General features: G+C 71.5%; 2 protein-coding genes. One reads left to right on the top strand and one right to left on the bottom strand.

The annotated features are described in order from the left end of the window. Window positions 1–940, top strand: a 940-nt coding sequence (locus IY392_RS04705) for an FAD-dependent oxidoreductase (RefSeq protein ID WP_194860642.1), incomplete at its 5' end; no start/stop codon positions are given. Window positions 941–1,004: 64 nt separating this feature from the next. Here the strand turns inward: IY392_RS04705 and IY392_RS04700 are convergent. Continuing rightward, window positions 1,005–2,546: an MFS transporter gene (locus IY392_RS04700; protein WP_194860641.1), complete on the bottom strand. Its 1,542-nt coding sequence runs from the start codon at window positions 2,544–2,546 to the stop codon at window positions 1,005–1,007. Window positions 2,547–2,787 lie beyond the last annotated feature (241 nt).

Below are 2,787 nucleotides of genomic sequence, written 5' to 3'. Positions count from 1 at the left end.
GCGGGTGGCGGTGGTCGGCGCGGGCCCCGCGGGTCTGGCCTGCGCGGAGGCGGCCGCGACCCGAGGGCTGTCGGTGGAGGTGTACGAGGCCGAGGACGAGATCGGCGGGCAGTTCCGCTACGCCATGCGCGTACCCGGCAAGGAGGAGTTCGCGGCGTCCCTGGCCTACTTCAGCCGACGCCTCGACGTTCTCGGGGTCCCCGTCCACCTGGGCCAACGTGCCACCGCCGCCGACCTGGGCGACGCCGACCACGTGGTGGTGGCCACCGGCGTCCGCCCACGGGAGATCACGATCCCGGGCGCCGACCACCCGATGGTCATGACATACCCCGAGCTGCTCACCGGTGCCCGCAGGCCCGGGCGTCGCGTCGCGGTGATCGGCGCCGGCGGGATCGGGGTGGACGTCTCGGAGTTCCTCCTCGCCGGTGGGTCCGGACTGGCCCTCGACGGCCACCGCGCCCATGGTCACTCCACCGACGTAGAGGCCTGGAAGCGGCACTGGGGCGTGGTGGATCCCGCCGTCGAACGCGCGGGGCTGGGCACCGCCGTCCTTGAGGATCCCGCCCACGAGGTGCACCTGCTCCAGCGCAAGACCACCTCGATCGGCAAGGGGCTGGGCAAGACGACCGGCTGGGTCCACCGCGCCGAGCTCAGGACCGGTGGCGTGCACCAGTACACCGGGGTCACCTACGAGAAGATCGACGACGGCGGGCTGCACATCCTCGACGACGCCGGCCGGCCGCGGTTGGTGCCCGTGGACTCCGTCGTGGTGTGCGCGGGACAGGAGTCGGTGCGGGATCTCGCTGAGGAGCTGATCCGGGCCCGGGGCGCGGAGAGCCGCGGACCGGGTGTCCACGTGATCGGCGGTGCGGATGTGGCCGCCGAACTCGACGCCAAGCGCGCCATCAAGCAGGGCGTGGAGCTGGCCGCGAGGCTCTGAGACCCCGCTCCACACCAGGCCTGCGAGCAGGCGCTCTGCTCAGTAGCCTCACTCAGCCCCTGAGTCAGGCGCAGCGCTTCTCCCGGCGGCGGTCGACGACGCTGAACGCCAACGCGCCCGCCGCCAACACCGCGATCAGTCCCAGCGCCGCCCGGAACGCCAGCAACCAGTCGTCCTGGGACTCGACGATCCAGAACAGCACACCGGGAACCACTGCCGTGCCGATCGCGGTGCCCATGCGCTGGCCCAGCGAGATGATGCTCCCGGCCACCCCGCCGTACGCGGGGTCGACCGCGCGGACCGTGAGCGTCTGGTTGGGCGAGATGGTCATGCCCTGCGCGGTACCCATCAGCGCGGCGGGCGCCATGAAGATCAGGTACCCCACCGCACCGGACTCCACCAGACCCGCGAGCAGGATGAACGTGCCCAGCGCGGTGAGGGTGAGACAGAAGCCCCCGATCACCAAACGCCGCCCGAGCGTGAGCACGAAACGCCCCGCCACCTGCGCGGACACCGCGGCGCAGATCGAGGCGGGAAGACTCACGAACGCGGAGTCGATCGGCGCGTACCCCAGGTGGAACTGCAGATACATGGGCATGACGATCCACAGGCTGGTCCCGCCCATGAAGTAGATCGAGACGATGATCATGCCGTTGCGGAACGCCGGATCGCGGAAGATCTCGGGATTGACCAGCGGCGGTCGACCGATGCGCTCGTAGCGGCGCTCCCACCAGGCGAAGGCCCCCAGGAGGGCCACCCCGAGCGGGACCAGGGCCCACATCGCGGGGTTCGCGCCGCGGTTGAGGAAGGGCAGCATCACCGAGAGGACGGCCGCCCCGAGCAGCACGATGCCGACCGGGTCCACGTCCAGACGCCTGGGACGCGTGGGCGGGGCGGCGGGAGCGGCGACCACGTCGCCGTCGTCCTCCTGGTAGCCCAACGCGCCGGCGCGCGCTCTCGATCCGCCGACGTCGCGTCCGTCGCGGTCGGTCCGGGGCAGCGCGCGGTCGTCGGGCAGCCACTTCTGCCCCAGCACCAGGGCGATCACGCCGAGCGGCACGTTGACGAAGAACATCGCGCGCCATCCCAGGTCGTCGCCCAGGGCCTCGATGAGCAGGCCACCGACAAGGGGGCCCGAGGCCGTGGCCACCGAGACCGTGGTGGCCATGGTGGCGAACGCGCGGGCGCGGGCCGCTCCGCGGAAGTACTTCTGGATGAGCCCGAAGGTCTGCGGGTTGAGCATCCCCGATCCGATGCCCTGCACCACCCGCGCGGCGTTGAGCATCTCGATGTTCTGGGCGAACCCGGCGATGACGGCCCCGGCGGTGAAGACGGCGACGCCGGCGAGGAAGATCCGCTTGCGGCCGGTCGCGTCCCCGAGTCGTCCCGACGGCACCAACAACAGGCCGAACGACAGCGCATAGCCCGAGACCACCCACTGCAGGCCGGTGGACCCGGCGTCGAGAGCGGGGCCGATCACGGGAAGCGCCACGTTGATCACCGACAGGGCGAGCAGCGCCATGAACAGCGGGACCATCAGGGTGGTGAGCACCCGTGCCGTGCTCACGGGCGGTTCGGCCGCGGGAGTCACAGGGTGGTCGGTCACCCGGGCGATGGTAGCCCTGGTTCGACCGGGGCCGGCCGGCTGGCGAGCAGCGGGCGTATTCGCGCGCGTTCAGGGGTCCCGCGCACAGGCCCCGCCTAAGTCCGATGTGTAGCCTCGGCGGACTGATGCACCCATCAACGTCAGGAGATCGAGTGCTGAAGAACACGAGGAGGCTGGTCGCGGTCGCTGCGGGAGCCGTGCTCGTCACCGCGGGCTGCGGTGCCCCGGGCGACGGCGACGA

Origin of the sequence: Dietzia sp. SYD-A1 (genome assembly GCF_015356725.1) — a bacterium.
In the GTDB taxonomy this organism is placed as follows: Bacteria; Actinomycetota; Actinomycetes; order Mycobacteriales; family Mycobacteriaceae; genus Dietzia.
This window is presented reverse-complemented; position numbering and strand designations above follow the sequence as displayed.